Here is a 21,732-nt window from a genome sequence, read left to right as displayed (position 1 = left end):
GCCCGTTCCCCGGGGCTCCGCCCCGGACCCCGCGCCTCAAACGCCGGCGGGGCTGGAAGTGGCGGGGGTGGATTCGGTGAGGCTGGAATCGGCTGGGCTGGGCTCTGCAGGGGTGGACGGTTTGCGGGTCATGTGGCGGACGTCCGGGACCAGGAGGACGGCCGCGGTGACCAGGACGACCAGGGCCGCGCAGCCCCAGAGGGCCGAGGTGCGGCCGATCGCGGATTCGACCGGGCCGGCCACCGCCGTGGCCAGCGGGAGCATCGACAACGAGCCGAACCAGTCGTAGGCGGAGACCCGGGAGAACATCTCCTCCGGGATCTCCTGGTGCATCGTGGTCATCCAGCTCACGCCGAACACCTCGATGGCCGTGCCGCTCACGAACATCACCGCGCACAGCCCCCACACCGGCAGCGGCACCGCCAGCCCCGCCGAGGGCAGCGCCAGCGGGAACACGCACAGGGTTCCGACCAGCAGCAGGCGGCGCGGTTTCCACAGCATCATCAGGAGGGCCCCGCCGATGGTGCCGAGGCCGAAGAAGCCGAGCGCCAGGCCCCAGGGTGCCGGGCCGCCCAGTTGGTCCCGGGCGACCAGGGGACCGTAGACCGCCTCCGCGGCGCCGACGACGGCGACGACGACGGAGAACTGGAGCACGATGCTCCACAGCCAGGGGCGGCTCCTGAACTCCACCCAGCCCTCGCGCAGATCGGCCAGCAGGCCGCCGCCGGAGGTCCGTTCGGCTACGCGGCCGACGTCGAGGAAGGCGCGCAGGGCGCCGGCGACCGCGAAGGCGGCCGCGTCCAGGGCGAGGACCCAGCCGGGCCCGATCGCGGCGATCATGGCTCCCCCGAGGGCCGCTCCGCCGATGCCGGCGCCGTTCATCGCCATCCGGAAGAGGGCGAAGGCGCGGTTGGAGTGCTCGCCGGAGACGCTGGAGAGGAGCATGCCCTCGGCGGCCGGGTTGAAGAAGGCCGTTCCGGTTCCGCACAGCGCGGTGAGCAGCATCATCTGCCACAACTGCGGGTCGCCGGCGAGGACGAGCACGGCGAAGGCCGCTTGGGAGAGGCAGTTCAGGATGTTGGCCGCGACCATGACGTGGTGGCGGGGTATCCGGTCGGCTATGGCTCCGCCGATGAGGAGGAAGAGGACGAGCGGCAGGGTACGGGCGGCGGCCACCAGGCCGACGTCGCCGCCGGAGCCGCCGGCGTCGAGTACGGCGAACGCGGCCGCGATGAGCGCTCCGTGGCTCCCGAGGTTCGTGACGACCGCCGCACCCGTCAGCAGGGTGTAGTTGCGGCCGGCCCAGGCCGGCCGGCGTGGGAACACGGACGAACGGGACCCACCGGGGGAGGGGTCGGGGAGAGGGCTCACCCCTGGACTATCCCCGTACCGGGCCGGGAATCCAAACGGATTCCCGGCCCGTGGGGCGTGCCGCGGGAAATCAGCTGGCGCTGATGCGGACGGTGCTCAGGATCTTCTCGAAGGTCTCCTGGGTCACCTCGCCGGGGACGTTCGCGGCGCCGTAGAGGATCCAGCTGGAGAGGTCACCCTTGGGGGTCAGGAAGCTGAAGGCGATCGACTTGCCGTCGGAGGAGCACTTGTTCTCCTTGGGCAGGCCGGTGACGGTCGCGGTCGCCATGGAGCCCTTGAGCCCGGAGGTGGTGGTGTACTCCTTCGGGTCGGTGACCTTGACGGTGCCCTTGGGCGCCTTCTGCGCGTACGCGGCGAACACCCAGTTGCCGGCCTCGTTGCGCGCGGCCTCGTTGAGGTCCTTGGCGCCCTGGCCGCCCTTGCTTCCGGTGCCCGCCAGCGAGGTGCTCTCCTCCTTGCCGTCCTTGTTGGCGTCGACCTTGCACCAGTCCTCCTTGAGGAAGGCGGGTGCGGACATCATGACGAGGGGGGAGCCGTCGCCCTTGACGTCGTCGGAGAAGCCGACGGACATGCCCGAGGACAGGACGTTCCACTCCGGCGGGACGTCGAAGGCGGTGCCGTACTTCGGGTTGATGACGACCTTCCAGCCCGGGATGACCGGCTTGACGTCGCCGCCGCCGCGCGGGTTGGCGCCCGAGCTGGCCGGGGCCGGCGTACCGGAGGAGGCGGGGGCCGTGGGGGCGGTGGTCGGCTTGTCGTCCGCCCGGTCGCTCTTGCCCTTGTCGTGGTTCATGACGACCACGCCGGTGACGACGGCCGCGACGACCACTGCCGAGGCCGCGACGATGGCCACGGTCTTGGTCGCGAAGGGGCTCTTGCCCCCGGGAGGCTGGGGGGCTGCGGGCGGCGGAGCCCCCCACTGCTGTACGGGAACGGTCTGCGGCTGCTGCTGGCCCCACTGCTGGGGGGCGGGCGGCTGCTGCGGATATCCGTAGCCGGGCTGCTGTTCGCCGTTCGCCGGCGGCTGCTGCTGGTACGGGTTCGGCGTTCCCGGCTGCTGCTGGTACGGGTTCTGATGCGCGTCCTGAGGGTTCTGTTCTCCCCCGGGCGGCTGCTGCTGTCCTGGCCACATGGCCGGTAACGATAGTGGGAGCGGGAGCGGGGAGCCACGGCCGCCCCCGTACAGGTATGGCCAATGCCGCTTACTGGCGGGTAACATTTGGTCGCATGAGCGCTGAACAGATGAACGTGGGCGAACTCCTCGCCGCCACCGTGCCGATGGCCAAGACCCTGAAGCTCCAGTTCCTGGAGACCACCCCCGAGCGCGCGGTCGTCCGGCTGCCGGACCAGGCCGAGTTCCACAACCACCTCGGCGGCCCGCACGCAGGCGCGATGTTCACCCTGGCCGAATCCGCCAGCGGCGCCATCGTCCTGGCCGCCTTCGGCGACCAGCTCTCGCGCGCCGTGCCCCTCGCCGTGAGCGCCGAGATCGGCTACAAGAAGCTCGCCAAGGGCGTCGTCACGGCCACCGCCACGCTCGGCCGCCCCGCCGCCGAAGTGGTCGCCGAACTCGACGCGGGCGGCCGCCCCGAGTTCCCCGTCACCATCGCCATCCAGCGCGAAGACGAGGCCGTGACCGGCGAGATGACCGTCGTGTGGACGCTGCGCCCGAACGCGTAACGGCGCGGGCCCGGCACCGATAGAGTCCCTGCCACACCGGATGGAGGGGGTCTCGTGACGAGCCGGGCCAAGGTCAGCATCAGCCTCGACGCCGAACTCGTCGTGGAGGTCATGGTCCTCGCGGGGATCGGATCGCCCCAGGACGCCGTAGAGGCCGTCGTACGCGACTACATCGCGCGCGGCCACCGCACCGAGGCGCGGGTCCAGCTCCAGGACGAGCCCCGCCGGGACCCCGACACCGCGCAGCCGCCGCCGCAGGGCTGAACGTCGGGCGCGCGATGGCGCGCCTGAGGCGGACCCGGGCCGACGGCGGCGCACAGTGGGCGGCGGGAGCGGTCCGGCGCGGGCCGCTCCCGCCGACCGGCGCCCGAGGCTCCCCGCGGACGGCGTTGCCGAAGTCCACGCCGCAGGGAGCGCCCATGAGCGAGGCCGTGTCCAGACGCCAGGTGATGGGCCTCCTCGGGGCGGTGGGCGCCGCCCTCGGCGCGGCCGGCTGCGTACCGGCGCCACCGCCAGGCGCGCAGTCCCGTAAGGCCGCAGTCCAGACCGCGCCCAGGGCCGGCAGTGCGGCCAGGGTCGACGGGCTGCTGGGGCGGCTCACCCTGGAGGAGAAGACCGTCCTGCTGCACGGAGCCCCCGACCCGGCCCCGCTCGGGCAGGCCGGATACGTGCCCGGCATCCCCCGCCTCGGCATCCCCGCGCTGCGGCTCGCCGACGGACCGGCCGGGGTCCGCGTGGGCAAACCCGCCACCGCGCTGCCCGCGCCCGTACTGCTCGCCTCCGCCTTCGATCCGGCGCTCGCCCGCGAGTACGGCCGGGTCATCGGGCGCGAGGGTCGGGCGCTCGGCCAGGACGTGCTGCTCTCGCCGATGGTCAACCTCATCCGCACCCCGTACGCCGGACGGAACTTCGAGACGTTCGCCGAGGACCCGAAACTCACCGCCGACCTGGTCGGCGAGGTCGTCCGGGGCATCCAGGACGAGGGCCTCATCGCCACCGTCAAGCACTTCGCGCTCAACAACCAGGAGAAGGGCCGCGACACCGTCGACGTCGTCGTCGCCGAACAGACCCTCCACGAGACGGAGCTACGGGGCTTCGAAGCCGCCGTGGCGGCCGGCGCGGGCGCCGTGATGGGCGCCTACAACAAGGTCAACGGGGTCTACGCCTGCGAGAGCAAACCCCTCCTCGACGAACTGCTGCGCGGCCGCTGGGGGTTCGACGGCTGGGTGATGTCCGACTGGGACGCCGCCCACAGCACCGTCGCCGCCATCGGCGCCGGCCTCGACATGGAGATGCCCGGCGGCACCCACTACGGAGCCCCGCTGCGCGAGGCGGTGCGCGGCGGCTCCGTCCACGAGAGCGCCGTGAACCTCGCCGTCCGCCGCATCCTGACCACCATGGACCGCTTCGGGCTGCTCGCGGAGCACCCCGCCGCCCGGCCCGCCCGGGACGCGGCCGCCGGGGCCGAGGTCGCCCGCCGGGTGGCCGTGGCCGGCGCGGTCCTGCTGCGCAACGAGCGCGCCACGCTGCCGCTGACCGGAGCGGCCGCCCGCTCGATCGCCGTCATCGGCCCCACCGGAGGGACCCCGTTCGTCAGCGGCGGCGGCAGCGCGCACGTGGTCCCCGACGCGGCCGCCGTCCCCCTCGCCGCGATCCGGCAGCGGGCCGGTACCGGCGCCACCGTGCGCTACGCGCTCGGCGAGGACCTGTACGGGCGCCCGCTCCCGGCGAAACTGCTGACCCCCGACACCGGCCTCGACGACCGGAAGGTGGACGCCGGGCGCACCTGGAGCCACGAGGGCACCTTCCGGCTCGCGGCCGACGACGAGTGGACCCTGCTCGTCCACTACACCGGGAAACGGCCGGTGGTCAGGCTCGACGGGGAGGAACTCTTCCCGGTCCGCCAGGGCGTGGCCGAGTACTTCGCGGGAGGGCTCCTCGGCGCCGCGCCCGACGGGCTCGCGGTGCGCCGCCGCACCCTCGCGCTCAAGGCGGGCGAACACCGGCTCGCCGTCACCGCCGAAGGCGGCCCGCAGGGACAGCGGCTGCGGCTGCGCCATACGACGGGGGCGACCCGGGCCGCCGACCTCGCCGAGGCGGTGAAGACCGCCAAGGAGGCGCACAGCGTGGTGCTGTTCGCCTACGAGGACGCCACCGAGGGCAGCGACCGGACCTCCCTGGGTCTTCCGGGCGGCCAGGCGGCGCTCATCGAGGCGGTGTCCGCGGCCAATCCGCGGACCACGGTGGTGCTCAACACCTCCTCCAGTACGACGATGCCCTGGCTGCCCCGTACCGGAGCGGTCCTCCAGATGTACTACCCGGGCCAGGAGGGCGCGGGAGCCACCGCCGACGTGCTCTTCGGCGACGCGGACCCGGGCGGCCGGCTCACCCAGACCTTTCCGGCCGACGAGCACGCGACCCCGGTCGGCGGCGACGCCGCCCGCTACCCGGGGGTGGGCGGCCGGCAGGAGTACTCCGAGGGCGTCCACGTCGGCCACCGCTGGTACGACGCGCAGCGGGTGGCTCCGCTGTTCGCCTTCGGGCACGGGCTCTCGTACACGACCTGGGAGTACGAGAAGCTGGCCGTCCGGCCGGGCCCCGGCCACGGGAAGGGCGGCGGGCTGCGCGTGGAGTTCACCGTCCGCAACACCGGGCGCCGCAAGGGCACCGAGGTGGCCCAGGTGTACGTGGGCCCCTCGCCGGACCTGTCGCTGGAACAGCCGGTGCGGTTGCTGGCCGGCTACCGCAAGCTCACCCTGGAGCCCGGCGAGGCGCAGCGGGTGGTCCTCGACATCGACGCGCGCACGCTGTCCTCGTGGGATCCGGAGCGCCATGCGTGGGTGGTCGGTTCAGGCCGTCGGGAAGTGTTCGCCGGTCGTTCCTCGCGCGAACTCCCGCTGCGGGCAAAGGCTGTGGTGGCGACCGGATAGGCTGCCCGTTCGGCCTGTCACAGGGGGCGGGCCGGGCGAAGAACTCGGGAGGACGTACCGGTGCACATCCAGGAATGGCTGGAGACGATTCCGGCGGTCAGCATCTATCTCCTGGTGGGGCTCGTCATCGGGGTCGAGAGCCTCGGAATTCCGCTGCCCGGAGAGATCGTGCTGGTCAGCGCCGCGCTGCTGGCCTCGCAGCAGGGTCATATCGACCCCGTGGTGCTGGGCGCCTGCGCGACCGCCGGGGCCATCGTGGGCGACTCGATCGGCTACGCGATCGGGCGCAAGGGCGGAAAGCCGCTGCTGGAGCGGCTCGGGCGGCGTTTCCCCAAGCACTTCGGGCCGGACCAGGTGGCCGTGGCGGAGCGCTCCTTCGAGAAGTGGGGCATGTGGGCCGTCTTCTTCGGGCGGTTCGTGGCGCTGCTGCGGATCTTCGCCGGGCCGCTGGCGGGCGTGCTGCACATGCCGTACTGGCGGTTCCTGATCGCGAACGTCCTCGGCGGAGTCCTGTGGGCGGGCGGCACGACGGCCGTGATCTACACCATCGGGGTCGTCGCCGAGCCGTGGCTCAAGGGGTTCTCCTGGGTGGCCCTCGCGCTGGCGCTGCTGTTCGGGCTCGCGGTCACGGTGGTGGTGCGCGGCCGGATGAAGAAGGCCGCCGCGGCGGCGCGCGCCGAGGCCTCTTCCGAGTCGGAGTCGCCTTCCGCCTCGGCCGTGCTCGCCGACTGAGCGGCTCTTCCCCCGAACCGCCCCGTCCGGCCCCGCCCCGGGTTGTGGGGCGGGGGAGGGATCCTCAGGCGTCCGGGGTCACCGAGGCGCGGTGCTGCTTGGCCAGCTCGTTGTACATCAGGGCGTTGACCTTGATGCCCTCGCGCTCCTCCTCGGTCAGCTCGCGCCGGACCTTCGCCGGGACGCCGGCGACCAGCGAGCCGGGCGGGACGATCATGCCCTGCGGGACCAGGGCCTGGGCCGCCACCAGCGAGCCGGCGCCGATCACCGCGCCGTTGAGGACCGTCGCGCCCATGCCGATCAGGCAGTCGTCCTCGACCGTGCAGCCGTGCACGACGGCGTTGTGGCCGATGGAGACGCGCTCGCCGATGGAGACCGGGAAGCCGGGGTCCACGTGCACGGTGCAGTTGTCCTGCACGTTGCTGTCGGCGCCCAGGGTGATCGGACCGCAGTCCGCACGGAGCACCGCGGAGTACCAGATGCTCGCGCCCGCGCCCAGCCGTACGTCGCCGACGACCACGGAGGTGGGCGCCGTGAAGGCGGAGGGGTCGATCTCGGGGTTCTTCCCGTTGACACCCGCCACGAGTGCCTGGGCCGCCTGCTGCGTCATGTGTTCTCTTCCTCCGGCTGTACGTCGTGTCGCGCTACCGGCACCGTAGGGCACGCGGTCCGCGCCTCCCGAGATGGGGTGAAGATCACGGCGCGGTGCGGGGTCCGGCACGCTACGGTGACCCGGTGGCGAAGAACCAGAACACGTTCTCATCCCTGACGGCCGTGCGCCGTCGGCTCGCGGCACGCGTCGTCCACGCGGGCTGGCGCTGGATGCAGCGGGCCGGTGCGGTCACCGCGCAGACCCCGGGACCGTTGCGGTTCGGCGCGATCGGGCACGCGACCCGGCTCGCCTTCCCCCAGGGCACGGTCTTCGGCGAGCCCTGGATCAGGCTCGGCGACCACTGCATCATCGGTGAACAGGTCACGCTCACCGCCGGCATGATGCCGGACCTCGACCTCGGCGCCGAGCCCATGCTGATCCTCGGCAACGGCGTGGTCATCGGGCGCGACAGCCACGTCATCGCCGACGCCCGGATCGAGATCGGGAACGACACCTTCTGCGGCCCCGGGGTGTACATCACCTCCACCAACCACAGCTACGACGATCCGCACGAGCCCGTCGGCAAGCAGTGGCCGCGCAGCGCCCCGGTGGAGATAGGGCCGGGCTGCTGGCTGGGCACTGGCGCGGTGATCCTGCCCGGAGCGCGACTGGGCCGCAACGTGGTCGTGGCCGCGGGGGCCGTCGTACGGGGCGAGGTGCCGGACCACGCCGTGGTCGCCGGGGCGCCGGCCCGGATCGTCCGCCGCTGGGAGCCCGGCACGGGCTGGCAGCCGCCCCTGCGCACACCGGCGCCCGTGCCGATCCCCGAAGGGGTGACGCCGGAGCAGCTCCGCGCGCTGGCCGAAGTGGGGGAAGCCGAATGAACACCACGATCCGGGTGGGCCGGGCGGCCCGCGCCACCGGGCTCGTACTGCGGCCCTGGTGCGAAGCCGACGGCGAAGCGCTGGTCGAGGCGCACCGGGATCCCGCGATGCGGCACTGGCTGACGCGGCACGTGGACGACGCCGAGGACGCGCGGCGCTGGCTGGAGGAGCAGCGGCTCAACTGGGAGAGCGGGGACCGGCTGGGGTTCGCCGTGTACGAGGCTGCGGGCTCGGGCGAGGACCTGGACGCGGGCTCGGGGTCGCTGGCCGGGAACGTGGTGCTGAAGCGGGCCGCCTCCCGCTCGGGCTCGGCCGAGGTCGGCTACTGGACGGTGGCGTCCGCGCGGGGCCGGGGGGTGGCCTCCCGGGCCCTCGAAGCCGTCACGGACTGGGCGTTCGCAACCTTCTCGGCCGACGGCCCGGACCGGTTGGACCGGCTGGAGCTGATGCACCAGGTGGACAACCTCGCCTCCTGCCGCGTCGCGGAGAAGGCCGGTTACCGCCTCGACCGGGTCCTCCCGGCCGTTCCGCCCTACCCGCTGGACGGACATCTGCACGTCCGCGGGGCGAAGGACTCGAAGCTCTCGGCCGTCTCTTTCGGATCTTGCCGGACCTGACCGACAAGATCCGAAAGAGACGACCTAGCCGGCCGCGAGGAGGACCGTGCCCGCCAGGGCCAGGCCCGCGCCCGCGGCCTGGACCGTGCGCAGCCGTTCCTTGAGGACGGCGAAGGCGGCCAGCGCGGTGATCACCGGGTAGAGCGAGGAGAGCACGGCGGCCACGGTGACCGGTCCGTGCTGGGCGGCGAGGGAGTAGGTGCCGTTCGCGGCGACGTCCGCGAGCCCGACGAAGGCGAGCGCCGGCAGCAGCCCCCACAGGATCCGCAGCCCGCCCGCATCCGCGGGGAGGGCCGGGACTCCGCGCCGGGTCTGGACCCAGAGGGCGGTGCCGCCGACCGCGACGTTGGTGACGCGCTGCACGAAGAGCGCGAGGAACAGCCCCGGGATCGTGGAGGAGGCGGGTGCGATCAGGGCCATCACCGCGCCGAAGCCGAAGGCCGCCACGAGCGTGAGGACGACGGCCCGCCGCTGTACGGGGGCGCCGCGCAGCTCGGGGCCGCCCGCGAGGACGATGCCCGCGACGGCCACTGCGATCCCCGCGAACTGGCCGATGCCGGGCCGCTCGCCCAGCATCAGCCCGGCAGCCACCGGGACCACCACGCCGAGCGAGCCCAGCGGGGAGACCACGCCCATGGGGCCGAGCGCGAGCGCCTTGTAGAAGCTGAGCATCGCGACCGGCCCCACCAGGCCCGCCCCGACCGCGAACCAGAGCTGCGGTCCGGCCTCCCGCCAGGCGCCGGTGCCCAGCACGACCGCGCCCAGCGCGATGACGGCGACGATCTGGGAGGCCACGACCACGGTGAGGGCCGGGAGCCTGCGGGTCAGCAGCCCGCCGCCGAAGTCGGCCAGCCCCCACAGGACGGCTGTGGCAAGCGCGAACAGGGCGGTCATGGCAGGACCTCGCAGTACAGTGCGGTGGATGATGGAGTGCAGCGTCTTATACGACGTGCACACCGCACGATAGTTCAGCCTGTTGCACTGTGTCATTCAAAATCTTGGACTCCACGTCCATGATGTTGGACGGATTGGACGGTAGGGGTGTCGGACCTCGAACAGCTCACCCAGGCGCTGGCCCGGAATCTCAAGCGCTGGCGCGGTGAGCGCGGCTTCACCCTGGAGGCCCTCGCGACCCGTGCGGGGGTGAGCCGCGGCATGATCATCCAGATCGAGCAGGCCCGTACGAACCCCAGCGTCGGCACCACGGTCAAGCTGGCCGACGCGCTCGGCGTCAGCATCACCACCCTGCTCGACTACGACCGCAGCCCGCAGGTGCAGGTGGTGCTGCCGGGACAGGGGGTTCGGATGTGGTCCACCGCGGGGGGCAGCGGCGCGAGCATGCTGCTCGGCGACGACCGGCGCGGGCCGGTGGAGATGTGGACCTACCGCCTGGAGCCCGGCGAGGGGACCGCCTCGGATCCGCATCCGTCCGGCACCTTCGAGATGCTGCACGTCACGGCGGGGGAGCTGACGCTGGTGGTCGACGACGAGAAGTACCTCGTACCGGCGGGCGGTGCGGTCTCCTTCGAGGCGAACGCCCCGCACGCCTACCGCAACGAGGGCTCCGGGCCGATGGAGATGACCATGGCGGTCTCGATCCCGCCGGTGTCCCTGCCGACCGTTTCCGAGGCGCCGGCTCAGCGCTGACCGGCCGCCGTCCGCTGGCGAAGGAGCTCCGGCGGTCCACGGGGCTGCCCTTGGTCGCCGTGCGCAGGGCGGCGCGCTTCCCGCCGGGCAGGGCCGGAGCCGTGGTGAGCGAACCGGTGCAGCGGCCGCGCCGGAACTCGGCCCGCATTCCGTGGGCCTCGCCGATGCCCAGTTCCGCCGCCGCGCGCCGGACGATCTCGTACGGGCTCCCCGAGATCAGCACCGTCCGCAGCCCGGCCGAGTGCAGCAGCCGCACCAGCTCGTCGGCGAAGGGGAGGATCCGCTTGCGGGCCGCGGGCCAGGCGGCCTCGCCCGCCTGCTCCACATCCCTTCGGGGCGCACCGGCGAGGGCCCGCGCGAAGTGGGCGTAGAACCTGGCCGCGGTGGCGGCGTGGGCGGCGGCCCGCTCCTCGCCCTCGTGCCCGTCGGCCTTGCCGCCGGCGCCGTCACGGGCGCCGTCCTTGCCGGTGTCGTCGTGGTAGCCGGCTATCGCCGCGAGCGCCGCCCGGCCGGCCGCCGGATCGCAGACGCCGCCGGTGATCAGGGATTCCACGAAGGGGGCGGCGAGCGAGCCTTCCGCCAGGGTGCCGTCGAGGTCGAGGAGCCGAAGGTGTGCGCCTCAGAGCGCGGGGATCTCGATCGCCGGGCAGCGGTCCATGACCATGTCCACGCCGGCCGCACGGGTGCGGTCGTAGGCGGCCTCGTCGATCACGTTCAGCTGGAACCAGACCGCCTCGGCGCCCTTCGCGACGGCCGCGTCCGCGACCGCGCCCGCCAGGGCGCTGTTCACGAAGACGTCCACCACGTCCACCTTGAACGGGATCGCTTCCAGCGAGGCGTACCCCGGCTCGCCGTGGACCGTCTCGGCCTTGGGGTGCACGGGGACCACGCGCTTGCCGTACCGCTGGAGCACCTCGGCCACGCGGTAGGCGGCCCGCTCCTGGTTGTTGGACAGGCCCACCACGGCCCAGGTGTCGCCGAGCTCGGTGAGGATCTTGCGGATGGTCGCGGAATCGCCGTACACGTGTGCCGCCTCCTGCTGTTTTGCATGCCTGGTGACTACTGCCAGCTGGATCAACGGAAAAGACACATGTCCGATTCCCCGTAGGGTGGACCGGTGAAGGCAGACCAGTACGTGACGGTGTCCCGCGAGGGCGTGCACGAGACGGAGATCAACCGCTCGCGCTTCCTGTGCGCGCTCGCCCCCGCAGCGACCGAACGGGAGGCGCAGGAGTTCGTCGCACGCATCCGCAAGGAGCACCCCACCGCCTCGCACAACTGCTACGCCTACGTCATCGGCGCCAACGCCTCCGTCCAGAAGGCCAGCGACGACGGGGAGCCCGGCGGCACCGCCGGGGTGCCCATGCTCCAGATGCTGATGCGCCGCGACATCCGCTACGCCGTCGCCGTCGTCACCCGCTACTACGGCGGCGTGAAACTCGGCGCCGGCGGGCTCATCCGCGCCTACGGCGGGGTCGTCGGCGAAGCCCTCGACGCGCTCGGCACCGTCACGCGCCACCGCTACCGGCTGGCCACCGTGACCGTCGACCACCAGCGGGCCGGGAAGACCCAGAACGACCTGCGCTCCACCGGCCGGACCGTGGTGGACCTGCGCTACGGGGCTGCCGTGGAGATCGAGGTCGCCCTCCCCGAGGCCGACCTGCCCGCCTTCGAGTCCTGGCTGGCCGACAGCACCGCCGGCAGCGCCACCCTCACCCTGGGCGGGGAGACGTACGCGCCCTGAGCGGCCGGTGCGGGGCGGGGGAGGCGTTAGCGTAGAGGGGTTCAGGGTTCATCCAGCAGGGGGATACGGTATGCGCGGCGGGGCCGGCGAGTGAAGTTCCTGCACACCTCCGACTGGCATCTGGGCCGGTCCTTTCACCGGGTGAACCTGCTCGACGCCCAGGCCGCCTTCATCGACCACCTGGTGGAGACCGCGCGCGAGCGCGAGGTCGACGCCGTGCTCGTCGCCGGTGACGTCTACGACCGGGCCGTGCCGCCGCTGCCCGCCGTCGCGCTGTACGACCAGGCCCTGCACCGGCTCGCCGAGCTCGGGGTGCCCACCGTGATGATCTCCGGCAACCACGACTCCGCCCGCCGCCTCGGGGTCGGGGCCGGGCTGATCGGCCGGGCCGGGATCCACCTGCGGACCGACCCGGCCGGGTGCGACGACCCGGTGGTGCTGGCCGACACACACGGGGACGTGGCGTTCTACGGGCTGCCGTACCTGGAACCCGCGCTGGTCAAGGATGAACTCGGGGCAGGAAAGGTGAGCCACGAGGCGGTCCTGGGCGCGGCCATGGACCGGATCCGGGCCGACCTGGCCGGGCGCGCGCCCGGCACCCGCTCCGTGGTCCTCGCGCACGCCTTCGTCACCGGCGGGCAGGCCAGCGACAGCGAGCGCGACATCACCGTCGGCGGGGTCGAGGCCGTGCCGGTCTCAGTCTTCGACGGGGTCGACTACGCCGCCCTCGGCCACCTCCACGGCTGCCAGACGATCAACGAACGGGTCCGCTACTCCGGTTCCCCGCTCGCCTACTCCTTCTCCGAAGCCGACCACCGCAAGACCACGTGGCTGATCGAGCTGGGCGCGGAAGGGGAGATCGCCGGCGCCGAGCGCATCGACGCTCCCGTGCCGCGCGGGCTCGCCCGGGTTCGGGGGCCGCTGGAGGAACTGCTCTCCGAGGACGCGTACACCCGGTACGAGGACCGCTGGCTGGAGGCCACCCTCACCGACCCCGTCCGACCCGAGGACCCGATGGCCCGGCTCACCTCCCGCTTCCCCCACACCCTGAGCCTCGCCTTCGACCCCGAGGGGCGCACCGAGGACGGCGGCGGTTCTTACGCCCAGCGGCTCAAGGGGCGCAGCGACCAGGAGATCGCCGAGGACTTCGTCACCCACGTGCGCGGGGGCGGCGGCTTCTCCGACGAGGCCGAACGGGCCGTCCTCCAGGGCGCCTTCGACGAGGTACGGGCCGAGGACAGCCGGCAGGAGACCCACCGATGAGGCTGCACCGGCTGCGGATCACCGCCTTCGGCCCCTTCGCCGAACCGCAGGAGATCGACTTCGACGCCCTCTCCGGCGCCGGGATCTTCCTGCTGCACGGACCCACGGGAGCCGGCAAGACCTCCGTCCTGGACGCCGTCTGCTACGCCCTCTACGGTTCGGTGCCCGGCGCCCGCCAGGCCCCCGGCACCAGCCTGCGCAGCGACCACGCCGCCGGCGACACCCCGACCGAGGTCACCCTCGAACTCACCGCGGGCGGGCGCCGCCTGGAGATCACCCGGCGCCCCGAGCAGGACCGGCCGAAGAAGCGCGGCACGGGGACGACGAAGGACAAGGCGCAGAGCTGGCTGCGCGAGTACGACCGCGAGTACGACCGCGAGGGCGCAGGTGACGGGGGCGGGGAACGCTGGCGCGCGCTCAGCCGTTCCCACCAGGAGATCGGCGAGGAGATCGAGCAGCTGCTCGGCATGAGCCGCGAGCAGTTCTGCCAGGTCGTGCTCTTGCCGCAGGGCGAGTTCGCGCGCTTCCTGCGGGCCGACGAGGCGGCGCGGGGCCGACTGCTGGGCCGGCTCTTCGACACCCGCCGCTTCGCCGCCGTCGAGACCCTGCTGGGCGAGCGGCGCCGGACCGCCGAGGCCAAGGTCCGCGCCGGGGACGAGCAGGTGCTGCACACCGCCCAGCGCCTGGCGCAGGCCGCCGGAGACAGCGCCGACCTGCGGGCCTGGCCGCTGCCCCGGCACCAGCCCGGCGACCCCGGACTCGCCGAGGCGATCCGCGCCTGGGCCGCCGTCGCGCGCTCCTGCGCCCGTGAGCGGCTCACCGTCGCCGAATACGCGCTCGCCGCCGTCGAGGGGCGCCACGCCGCCGCCCGGCGGGCCGCCGAGGAGGCGCGCGAGCTCGACCGGCTGCAACGCCGGCATGCGGAAACCACCCGCCGGGCGGCCCTGCTCGCCGAGGCCGCTCCGGAGCGGGAGAGGGTGCGCGCCCTGCTCGACCGGGCCCGCCGCGGAGCCCTCGTCGCCCCCGCGCTGGAGCTGCGCGGAGCCGCCGCCGGGGCGCACATGGCCGCCGCGCACGCGGAAACCGTGGCCCGGGCGGTGCTCCCGCCGCAGTACGCCGAAGCGGGCACCGAGCAGCTGGCCACGCTGGAACAGGGGCTGCGCGGGGACCTCGGAGCGCTCGGAGCCGCCCGCCGGGCCGAGCAGCGCAGCGCCGAGATCCGCCGCGAACGCGCCCACCTGGAAAGGGAATCCCGGGCCGCCGAGGAACAGCAGCAGGAGGCGGCCGAATGGCTCGGCCGCTGGGACGACGCCCGGGCCGCCCTGGCCGGGCGGGTGGACGCCGCCCAGCAGGCCGCGACCCTGGCCGAGCAGCTCGCGGGCAAGCTGGAACCCGCCCGGCTGCACCTGCACGCCGCCGAGCGCCGCGACGCCTTCGAGGCCGACGCGGAGCGGGCCCGCGGCGAACTGCTCACCGCGCGCGAGGAGTCGACCGCCGCCCGGGAGCACTGGCTGGAGCTCAAGGAGACCCGGCTGCGCGGGATCGCCGCCGAACTGGCCGAGGCCCTGGTGGCGGGCGAGCCGTGCGCCGTCTGCGGAGCCGCCGAACACCCCGCCCCGGCCCGGCCGGCCCCCGGGCACGTGGACAGCGCCGCCGAGGACGCGGCGCACGCCCGCTTCGAACAGGCCGAGGAGCGCAGGGCCGAGGTCGAGCGCAGGCTGGCCGCAGCCCGGCAGGCCCGCACCGAAGCCGCGGCCGCCGCGGGCGGGGCCACCACCGCCGAGCTGCGCGCACTCGCCTCCGACCTGAGCACCCGGCACGCCGCCGCCCACACCGCGGCCGCCGGACTGCACGCCGCCCGCGAGCGGCTCGACCGCGCCGAGCGGGAGCACGCCGTGCGCAGCGCCGACCGGCTGGAGGCCGAGGTCCGGGCCGCCGGGCGGGCCACCCGCCGCGAAGCCCTCGACCAGGAACAGGCATCGCTGGAGACGGAGCTCGCACAGGTACGGGGAGACGCGCCCAGCGTCGCCGCCCGCGCCGAGGTCCTCGAGGACCGGGTCCGGATGGTCACCTCGGCCTCGGCCGCGCTGCGCCGGGCCGAAACCACCGCCGCACGGCTGAAGGAGGCCGACGGGCAGCTGGCCGACGCCGCCTTCAAGGCCGGGTTCGACACCGTCGAGGAGGCGGCCGACGCCGTACTCCCGGAGTACCAGCGCACCGGCCTGCAGCACCGGATGGACGCCTGGCAGGCGGAGGAGGCCATGCTGGCCGACCGCCGCGGGGAGCAGGACACCGCCGCGGCGGCGGCCCTGCCCCCGGCCGACCCGGAAGCCGCCGGGGCCTACGCGGACCGGGCCGCCGCGAAGCTCCGTAGCGCCGGATCCGCCGTCGACGCCTCCCGGGTGCGCTGCGCCGAACTGGACCGGCTCTCGCAGCAGGCGGAACGGGAACTGCGGGCCCTGGGCCCGCTGCGCCAGGCCTACGAGCGGGTGGCCCGGCTCGCCGGACTCACCGCGGGCACCTCCGCCGACAACGAACGCAAGATGCGGCTGGAGGCGTACGTGCTCGCGGCCCGGCTGGAGCAGGTCGCGGCGGCCGCGACGGTACGTCTGCTGCGCATGTCCGGCGGCCGCTACACCCTCGTCCACTCCGACGCCAAGGCCAGCGGACGCGGGCGTTCCGGGCTCGGACTGCACGTGGTCGACGCCTGGACCGGCAGCGAGCGGGACACCGCCACGCTGTCCGGCGGCGAGACCTTCTTCGCCTCGCTCGCCCTCGCGCTGGGCCTGGCCGACGTGGTCACGGACGAGGCGGGCGGTATGCGGCTCGACACCCTCTTCATCGACGAGGGCTTCGGCAGCCTCGACGACCAGGCGCTGGACGAGGTGCTCGACGTACTGGACTCGCTGCGCGAACGCGACCGCAGCGTCGGCATCGTGAGCCACGTCGCCGACCTGCGGACCCGGGTGCAGGCACAGCTGGAGATCGTCAAACAGCGCGGCGGCTCGGTGGTGCGCCACCGCACGGCCGCCGGAACGGGCTGAGCGGACGACGCGACGGACCGGCCGGCCCCCGTACGGAGGCCGGCCGGTCCGTCCGCGGTCAGAGCTTCGACAGCTCGTCCACCAGGTCGTCCAGGCCCAGCGAACCCTGGGACAGCGCCGCCATGTGCCACGCCTTCAGGTCGAAGGAGTCCCCGTGCGCGGCCCGCGCGTTCTCACGGCCCAGCAGCCAGGCGCGCTCGCCCAGCTTGTAGCCGATCGCCTGGCCCGGCATCGACAGGTAGCGGGTCAGCTCGCTCTCGACGAAGTCGGCCGGCCGGCCGCTGTGCAGGCCGAAGAACTCCTGCGCCAGGTCCGCCGTCCAACGCTCGCCCGGGTGGAACGGCGAGTCCGCCGGGATCTCCAGGCCCAGGTGCATGCCGATGTCCACGATGACCCGCGTGGAGCGCATCATCTGGGCGTCCAGGTAGCCGAGGCGCTGCTCGGCGTCCTTGAGATAGCCCAGCTCGTCCATCAGCCGCTCGGCGTACAGCGCCCAGCCCTCGGCGTTGGCGCTGACGAGGCCGACGCTGGCCTGGTAGCGGGAGAGCTGGTCCGCGACGTGCGTCCACTGCGCCAGCTGGAGGTGGTGGCCCGGAACGCCCTCGTGGTACCAGGTGGAGACCAGGTCGTACACGGGGAAGCGGGTCTGGCCCATCGTCGGCAGCCAGGTGCGGCCGGGGCGGGAGAAGTCCTCGGAGGGGTTCGTGTAGTACGGGGCCGCCGCGCCGCCGGGAGGGGCGATCCGCGACTCCACCCTCTTGACCCGCTCGGCGAGTTCGAAGTGGGTGCCGTCGAGGTTCTCGATGGCCTCGTCCATGAGGCCCTGGAGCCAGGCCTGGACCTCGTCCACGCCCTCGATGTGGGTGCCGTGCTCGTCCAGGTACTTGAGCACCTCCCAGGGGCCCGCTTCCGGCAGGATCTTGGCGGCTTCCGCCTTCATCTCGCCGAGCAGCCGGTGGTACTCCGACCAGCCGTAGGCGTACGCCTCGTCCAGGTCCAGGTCGGTGCCGTTGAAGTAGCGCGACCAGCGGGCGTAGCGCTCGCGGCCCACCGGGTCGGGCTGCCCCTCGATCGCCGGGGCGTACACGTCCCGCATCCAGTCGCGGAGTTCGACCACGGCGGCGGTCGCGGCGGCGGCCGCTTCGTCGAGCTCGCCGCGCAGGGCCTCGGGGCCGCCGGCCGCGAACTCGGAGAAGAAGCCGACGGAGGCCTCGCCCGCCTCGTCGGCCGCCCCGCCGGCCCAGCCGGTGAGCTGCTCGATGAAGGTGGCGGTGGGGCGCGGGCCGCCGTACAGGCCGCGGTCCAGGCCGAGGGCGAGGCACTCGCGGTAGCCCGCGTAGGCGGTGGGAACGGCGCGAAGCCGCTCGGCGATGGCGGCCCAGTCCTCGTCCGTGTCGGCCGGGGTCAGGGTGAAGATCTCGCGGACCGAGTGCGCCGGGGAGTGGATGTTGCTGACGGCGCGCAGGTCCTCGTCGGCCTCGTGGACCGCGAGCTCGGCGGTGAGGCGCTCGCGCAGCAGACGGGCGCAGCGGCGCTCGACGTCGGTGTCGGCGCCCGGCTGCCGCTCGGCGGCGTCGAGCAGTACGAGGGTGGAACGGGAGAGCTCGGCCGCGGCGGCGCGTCCCGCGGGGGAGAGGTCCGGGAGCTTGTCGGAGGATGCGGCGACACCGAGGTAGGTGCCCATGATCGGGTCGATGGCGATGAGGTCGTCGACGTAGGAATCGGCGACCTGGCGGGGCAGTCGTGCGGCGCTGTCGCTGGCGAGGATGTCTGACATGTGGACATCTTCATACGGGGGACGGGGCCGCGTCATCACCGAGTGGCCCCAAACTACTGTCGGGACGTCCGCGGGAGGGGCGCCGGACGTTTCCCGGAAGGCCGACACCGCCGCCGGAACCGGGCCGGATCCTGATCGGATCCGGCCCGGAGGTCAGTGCTGCGTACGGGGCAGACCGCGGGATTCGGCGGGGAGCTCGTACGGAAGCCGGGAGTTGACCGGGGTCGCGTCCAGCCGGGCCGTGATCACCAGGGTGCCCTCCTCGATCTGGTAGTCGAGGGGCAGACCGAGGCCGCGCATGGCGGCGACCATGCCGGTGTTGGAGGCCTGGGTGACGGCGTACACGCTGTCGCACCCGGCCTCGATGGCCATGCCGATCAGCCGGCCCAGCAGCTCGGAGCCGATGCCGCGGCGCTGCCAGTCGTCCTCGATGAGCAGCGCGACCTCGGTCTCGTCGCCGTCCCAGAGCAGGTGGCCGAGGGCGACGAGCTTGCCGGAGGCGGTGGTCGCGGCGAGGGTACGGCCGAAGCGCGGGCTCAGCAGGTGGCCGAGGTAGCGGTCGGCGTCGGCGACGGGGCCGTGGTAGCGCAGCGACAGGGTGCGCTCCGAGCAGCGGTCGTGCATCGCGCGGGCGGCGGCCAGGTCGGAGCCGTCGGCGCGGCGGACGGTGATCTCGTTGCCCTCGGGCAGCGTCAGTACGTCCTGGCTGCGCGGGACGCGCGGCCCGAGCCGGGCGTCGAGCTCGACGAGCGCGCGGGCGCGGGCGAACTCGGTCGGGGTGAAGGGCAGGTAGGGCCGCTCGATGGTGATCGCTCCGCCCGACGGGTCGCGCAGCCGCATGACCGTGGCCTCCAGGACCCCTTCGACCGGGGCGTCCGCGCCGGCGTTGGGGCGGCCGGAGAGGGTGGTGGCCGGGATGGAGTGGATGGTGCAGCGGCCGAGCAGCTGGCGCAGGGCGAGCGGGAGCTCGGCGGCGTCCAGCGCGGTGCGGGTCGCCAGGCCCAGGACGCGGGTCGGGGTGTCGACGAGGTCGTGGGCGTCGGCCCGCTCGATCCAGGTGCTGTGGCCGCCCGCGCCGGCGATGGCCCGGATGAGGTCGGCGGAGGGCAGCTGCTGCGGGGCGCGCAGCAGGAACTCGTCCACCGTGCCGCCCTCGGGGAGCGGGTGCGTCTGGAGGGTCAGGATGTCCACGCCGCTCCGGGCGAGGGCGGTGCAGATCGCGGCGAGGCTGCCGGGCTCGTCGCGCACCGTGGTCCGCATCCGCCACAGCGTGGTGGTGAGTGCGGAGTCCGAGGCCGGTCCGGCCGCGGTGGCGGTCGTGGTGGACACGGCGACGGCCGCCGCGCCCGGAGGGGCGGGAGCCGTACCCGGGGGCGGCGGCGCATGGCTGTGGCGCCGTGCCCACCAGGTGTGGAACGCGGCCGTGACCAGGAGCGCCACGGCCGAGGCGACGAGCATGACGGGGCCGCGCGGACCGTGTGCGACGAGATTGGCGATGCCGTCGGCGACCGCTACGGCGCAGAAGAGGGCGGCGAGTTCGACGAGGTCCCGGCGCCAGTGGTGGCGGTGGGGACGCTGGGAAGAGGCAGGAATACGCTCAGTCATGCAGACCACTGTGACGCAGGGGTGTTGCGTGATCACGAACGATCTGTGACCGACTGGTTAAGGATCCATCTGGCCGATTTCGCCCTGTTTTCCGGCTGATTTCAGATACCGCGCGTGAGGCGGGCTCCCGGGGCGCCCGCCGGGACCGGCCTCCGGGGGCGCCCGCCGGGACCGGCCTCATCCCCCTACTGTCCCACCCTTCCGGGCTGCAGCGTCTGTGTGAAGAGCACCCCGCCGCCCTGGCGCCGCAACCGGACGGTGAGCTCGCCACCGTCCCCGTCGATCTCTACCTCGCCGTAGTACGGGGGGTTCTCGGACGGGGACATGTTGGCGAGCGGCGCGGACTGCACGTACGCCGCCTCCGGGCCGAAGGTGGCGTCGAGCCGGCCCGCCGGGAAGCCGCCCGCCCCGATGGGGCCGGAGACGAACTCCCAGAACGGCGCGAAGTCGGTGAAGGCGGCCCGCTCGGGCGCGTAGTGGTTCGCGGCCGTGTAGTGGACGTCGGCGGTGAGCCAGAGGGTGCCGGTGACGCGCTGGTGCTTGATGTGGCGCAGCAGTTCGGCGATCTGGAGCTCGCGGCCGAGCGGCGCACCGGGGTCGCCCTGGGCCACGGCCTCGAAGTTCGCCGTCCCGTCGGCGACCACGATGCCCAGCGGCATGTCGGCGGCGATGACCTTCCAGGTGGCACGGGAGCGCGAGAGCTCGCGCTTGAGCCAGGCCAGCTGCTCCGAGCCGAGGATGCCGATGGGGTCGTCGGTCTGGCGGTCGGGGGAGTTGGCGTCGCGGTAGGTGCGCATGTCGAGGACGAACACGTCGAGCAGCGGCCCGTAGCGCATCACCCGGTACATCCGGCCCTCGGCGCGGCCGCCGCGCAGGTCGGTGACGGGGAAGTACTCGCCGAATGCCTGGCGGGCCCGGCCGGCGAGGGTGTCGATGTCCTTCACCGTGTACCGGGGGTCGTCGAGGATCTGGCCCGGGTACCAGTTGTTGCGCACCTCGTGGTCGTCCCACTGGGCGAGGACCGGCACCTGGGCGTTGAAGTCGCGCAGGTTGCGGTCGAGGAGGTTGTAGCGGAAGTTGCCGCGGTACTCGGCGAGGGTCTCGGCGACCTTCGCCTTCTCCTCGGTGGTCACGTTGTGCCACAGGGTGCCGTCGCGCAGGGGGACGGAGGCCTGGAGCGGCCCGTCGGCATAGATGGTGTCCCCGCTGAAGAGGAAGAAGTCGGGGTCGCGCAGCCGCATCTCGTCGAAGACGCGGTAGCCGCCGATCTCCGGGTTGATGCCCCAGCCCTGGCCCGCGAGGTCCCCGGACCACAGGAAGCGCACGTCGCGGCGGCGGGAGGCGGGGGTGGTGCGGAAGGTGCCGTGGACCGGCTCGCCGGTGCGGCGCGGGTCGTCGGGGTCGGCGAGGACCACCCGGTAGTGGATCTGCTGGCCGGGCGGGAGCTCGCGCAGGGAGGCGGTGCCGGTGAAGTCGGTGCCGGGGTCGAGGAGCGGGCCGCGGTGGCGGCGGACGGCGTAGCGGAACGATTCGCTCGGCGAGGTCTCGACGTACATCCGCGCGGGCCGGTCGGACCGGGTCCAGACGGTCGCCGAGTTGGCGGTGATCTCACCGGACTGGACGCCCCAGAGGGCGTTCGGGCGGCCGGACCGGGTGAAGGCGGGCGCGGGGGCGGCGTACGCCGGGAGGGCGAAGGCGCCGGACAGGGTGCTGGACAGGGCGAGCCCCACCGGAACGGCGAGGGATCCGCCGAGCAGGGAGCGTCGGGTGTGCGGCATCGGTGCCATCGGTGCGTCTCCATGGGCCGGCGGGACGGGCCGGACCAGTGTGCCGCCGTACACCGGCC

The 21,732-nt window shown here is 73.6% G+C and carries 18 protein-coding genes and 1 pseudogene; 10 read left to right on the top strand and 9 right to left on the bottom strand.

Translation table 11 applies throughout. The annotated features are described in order from the left end of the window. Window positions 1-36: 36 nt before the first annotated feature. Together OG490_RS05870 and OG490_RS05865 are read right to left on the bottom strand one after the other, a co-directional pair. Window positions 37-1,326: an MFS transporter gene (locus OG490_RS05870; RefSeq protein WP_330295216.1), complete on the bottom strand. Its 1,290-nt coding sequence runs from the start codon at window positions 1,324-1,326 to the stop codon at window positions 37-39. A 115-nt stretch (window positions 1,327-1,441) separates the two neighbouring features. Beyond that, on the bottom strand, window positions 1,442-2,503 hold the full coding sequence (locus OG490_RS05865) for a hypothetical protein (protein ID WP_330295215.1): 1,062 nt from the start codon (window positions 2,501-2,503) through the stop codon (window positions 1,442-1,444). Between the two features lie 95 nt (window positions 2,504-2,598). Between OG490_RS05865 and OG490_RS05860 the strand changes: the two genes are divergently transcribed. The 4 genes from OG490_RS05860 to OG490_RS05845 all read left to right on the top strand — a co-directional run bounded on the left by OG490_RS05860 (window position 2,599) and on the right by OG490_RS05845 (window position 6,713). Then, window positions 2,599-3,051 carry a DUF4442 domain-containing protein gene (locus OG490_RS05860; protein ID WP_330295214.1) on the top strand — a complete coding sequence of 151 codons (453 nt, stop codon included), beginning with the start codon at window positions 2,599-2,601 and terminating at the stop codon, window positions 3,049-3,051. Between the two features lie 111 nt (window positions 3,052-3,162). After that, the gene (locus OG490_RS05855; protein WP_330300797.1) at window positions 3,163-3,315 is read left to right on the top strand and encodes a DUF2191 domain-containing protein; all 153 of its coding nucleotides are present in this window, start codon (window positions 3,163-3,165) and stop codon (window positions 3,313-3,315) included. A gap of 155 nt (window positions 3,316-3,470) precedes the next feature. Then, window positions 3,471-5,981: a beta-glucosidase family protein gene (locus OG490_RS05850; RefSeq protein ID WP_330295213.1), complete on the top strand. Its 2,511-nt coding sequence runs from the start codon at window positions 3,471-3,473 to the stop codon at window positions 5,979-5,981. 60 nt (window positions 5,982-6,041) lie between these two features. Next, the gene (locus OG490_RS05845; RefSeq protein ID WP_330295212.1) at window positions 6,042-6,713 is read left to right on the top strand and encodes a DedA family protein; all 672 of its coding nucleotides are present in this window, start codon (window positions 6,042-6,044) and stop codon (window positions 6,711-6,713) included. Window positions 6,714-6,777: 64 nt separating this feature from the next. Here the strand turns inward: OG490_RS05845 and OG490_RS05840 are convergent, their stop codons facing one another. Next, entirely contained in the window at window positions 6,778-7,323 is a 546-nt protein-coding gene (locus OG490_RS05840; protein ID WP_330295211.1) for a gamma carbonic anhydrase family protein, read from the bottom strand. A 125-nt stretch (window positions 7,324-7,448) separates the two neighbouring features. Between OG490_RS05840 and OG490_RS05835 the strand changes: the two genes are divergently transcribed. After that, window positions 7,449-8,189, top strand: a complete 741-nt coding sequence (locus OG490_RS05835) for an acyltransferase (protein ID WP_330295210.1) — start codon at window positions 7,449-7,451, stop codon at window positions 8,187-8,189. After that, on the top strand, window positions 8,186-8,806 hold the full coding sequence (locus OG490_RS05830; protein ID WP_330295209.1) for a GNAT family N-acetyltransferase: 621 nt from the start codon (window positions 8,186-8,188) through the stop codon (window positions 8,804-8,806). Before OG490_RS05835 ends, OG490_RS05830 begins: the two co-directional genes overlap by 4 nt. A 24-nt stretch (window positions 8,807-8,830) precedes the next feature. Here OG490_RS05830 and OG490_RS05825 read toward each other — a convergent pair whose 3' ends face one another. Beyond that, window positions 8,831-9,700 (bottom strand): EamA family transporter, encoded by an 870-nt coding sequence (locus OG490_RS05825; protein WP_330295208.1) that lies wholly within the window; start codon window positions 9,698-9,700, stop codon window positions 8,831-8,833. 147 nt (window positions 9,701-9,847) lie between these two features. On the opposite strand from OG490_RS05825, the gene OG490_RS05820 reads away from it, so the two are divergent. Beyond that, the gene (locus OG490_RS05820; RefSeq protein ID WP_330295207.1) at window positions 9,848-10,453 is read left to right on the top strand and encodes an XRE family transcriptional regulator; all 606 of its coding nucleotides are present in this window, start codon (window positions 9,848-9,850) and stop codon (window positions 10,451-10,453) included. Between the two features lie 25 nt (window positions 10,454-10,478). Here the strand turns inward: OG490_RS05820 and OG490_RS39130 are convergent. Then, window positions 10,479-11,045, bottom strand: a pseudogene (locus OG490_RS39130) (HAD family hydrolase); the annotation flags it as partial. 27 nt (window positions 11,046-11,072) lie between these two features. Further along, window positions 11,073-11,477, bottom strand: coding sequence for a CoA-binding protein (locus OG490_RS05815; RefSeq protein ID WP_330295206.1), 405 nt, complete (start codon window positions 11,475-11,477; stop codon window positions 11,073-11,075). 93 nt (window positions 11,478-11,570) lie between these two features. On the opposite strand from OG490_RS05815, the gene OG490_RS05810 reads away from it, so the two are divergent. From OG490_RS05810 to OG490_RS05800, 3 genes are all read left to right on the top strand, one after another. After that, complete coding sequence (locus OG490_RS05810) at window positions 11,571-12,197, top strand: YigZ family protein (RefSeq protein ID WP_330295205.1); 627 nt, start codon at window positions 11,571-11,573, stop codon at window positions 12,195-12,197. Between the two features lie 90 nt (window positions 12,198-12,287). Continuing rightward, on the top strand, window positions 12,288-13,460 hold the full coding sequence (locus OG490_RS05805; protein WP_330295204.1) for an exonuclease SbcCD subunit D: 1,173 nt from the start codon (window positions 12,288-12,290) through the stop codon (window positions 13,458-13,460). Then, window positions 13,457-16,504 (top strand): SMC family ATPase, encoded by a 3,048-nt coding sequence (locus OG490_RS05800; protein ID WP_330295203.1) that lies wholly within the window; start codon window positions 13,457-13,459, stop codon window positions 16,502-16,504. Before OG490_RS05805 ends, OG490_RS05800 begins: the two co-directional genes overlap by 4 nt. Window positions 16,505-16,562: 58 nt before the next feature. On the opposite strand, the gene OG490_RS05795 is transcribed toward OG490_RS05800, so the two are convergent. From OG490_RS05795 to OG490_RS05785, 3 genes are all read right to left on the bottom strand, one after another. After that, window positions 16,563-18,281 (bottom strand): DUF885 domain-containing protein, encoded by a 1,719-nt coding sequence (locus OG490_RS05795; protein WP_330295202.1) that lies wholly within the window; start codon window positions 18,279-18,281, stop codon window positions 16,563-16,565. 153 nt (window positions 18,282-18,434) lie between these two features. Next, window positions 18,435-19,886, bottom strand: a complete 1,452-nt coding sequence (locus OG490_RS05790; protein ID WP_330295201.1) for a GNAT family N-acetyltransferase — start codon at window positions 19,884-19,886, stop codon at window positions 18,435-18,437. Between the two features lie 185 nt (window positions 19,887-20,071). After that, the gene (locus OG490_RS05785; protein ID WP_443065760.1) at window positions 20,072-21,673 is read right to left on the bottom strand and encodes an alkaline phosphatase D family protein; all 1,602 of its coding nucleotides are present in this window, start codon (window positions 21,671-21,673) and stop codon (window positions 20,072-20,074) included. Between the last annotated feature and the right edge of the window lie 59 nt (window positions 21,674-21,732).

Origin of the sequence: Streptomyces sp. NBC_00503 (assembly GCF_036346895.1) — a bacterium.
Classification (GTDB): Bacteria; Actinomycetota; Actinomycetes; order Streptomycetales; family Streptomycetaceae; genus Streptomyces.
This window is presented reverse-complemented; position numbering and strand designations above follow the sequence as displayed.

Excerpts from the sequence above, each read along its gene's own strand:
- OG490_RS05800 (WP_330295203.1), top strand. The coding sequence starts at position 13,457 with ATGAGGCTGCACCGGCTGCGGATCACCGCCTTCGGCCCCTTCGCCGAA.
- OG490_RS05840 (WP_330295211.1), bottom strand. The coding sequence starts at position 7,323 with ATGACGCAGCAGGCGGCCCAGGCACTCGTGGCGGGTGTCAACGGGAAG.
- OG490_RS05790 (WP_330295201.1), bottom strand. The coding sequence starts at position 19,886 with ATGACTGAGCGTATTCCTGCCTCTTCCCAGCGTCCCCACCGCCACCAC.
- OG490_RS05825 (WP_330295208.1), bottom strand. The coding sequence starts at position 9,700 with ATGACCGCCCTGTTCGCGCTTGCCACAGCCGTCCTGTGGGGGCTGGCC.
- OG490_RS05855 (WP_330300797.1), top strand. The coding sequence starts at position 3,163 with ATGGTCCTCGCGGGGATCGGATCGCCCCAGGACGCCGTAGAGGCCGTC.
- OG490_RS05795 (WP_330295202.1), bottom strand. The coding sequence starts at position 18,281 with ATGTCAGACATCCTCGCCAGCGACAGCGCCGCACGACTGCCCCGCCAG.
- OG490_RS05785 (WP_443065760.1), bottom strand. The coding sequence starts at position 21,673 with ATGGCACCGATGCCGCACACCCGACGCTCCCTGCTCGGCGGATCCCTC.
- OG490_RS05865 (WP_330295215.1), bottom strand. The coding sequence starts at position 2,503 with ATGTGGCCAGGACAGCAGCAGCCGCCCGGGGGAGAACAGAACCCTCAG.
- OG490_RS05830 (WP_330295209.1), top strand. The coding sequence starts at position 8,186 with ATGAACACCACGATCCGGGTGGGCCGGGCGGCCCGCGCCACCGGGCTC.
- OG490_RS05860 (WP_330295214.1), top strand. The coding sequence starts at position 2,599 with ATGAGCGCTGAACAGATGAACGTGGGCGAACTCCTCGCCGCCACCGTG.
- OG490_RS05850 (WP_330295213.1), top strand. The coding sequence starts at position 3,471 with ATGAGCGAGGCCGTGTCCAGACGCCAGGTGATGGGCCTCCTCGGGGCG.